Genomic DNA, 274 nt, shown 5'->3' with positions numbered 1-274 from the left:
CGAAGCCTGGCTCGATGAAAGCTACCTTTTGAAACGCACTTTCCGCAATTGCGCCGTGGTTTCAGGGCTTATCGAGCGTCGTCATCCGGGACAGGAGAAAACAGGCCGTCAGGTTACGGTTTCCACTGACCTGATCTATGACGTGCTGCGGACCCACGAGCCCGACCATATATTGCTGCAGGCGACGCGCGCGGATGCCGCGACGGGGCTGCTTGATATCAAGCGTCTTGGCGACATGCTGGCGCGCGTGAAAGGTCATCTGCTGCACAAGCCG

1 protein-coding gene is annotated in these 274 nt (G+C 58.8%); it reads left to right on the top strand.

Going from position 1 to position 274, the window contains the following annotated elements:
- A partial coding sequence (locus SB822_RS56995; protein WP_410859093.1) for a hypothetical protein occupies nucleotides 1–274 on the top strand: 274 nt, incomplete at both ends.

The organism is Paraburkholderia sp. SIMBA_054, from assembly GCF_046534875.1.
GTDB classification, from domain to species: domain Bacteria; phylum Pseudomonadota; class Gammaproteobacteria; order Burkholderiales; family Burkholderiaceae; genus Paraburkholderia; species Paraburkholderia hospita.
The sequence above is the reverse complement of the archived record's forward strand: the minus strand, read 5'-3'. Positions and strand labels throughout refer to the sequence as shown.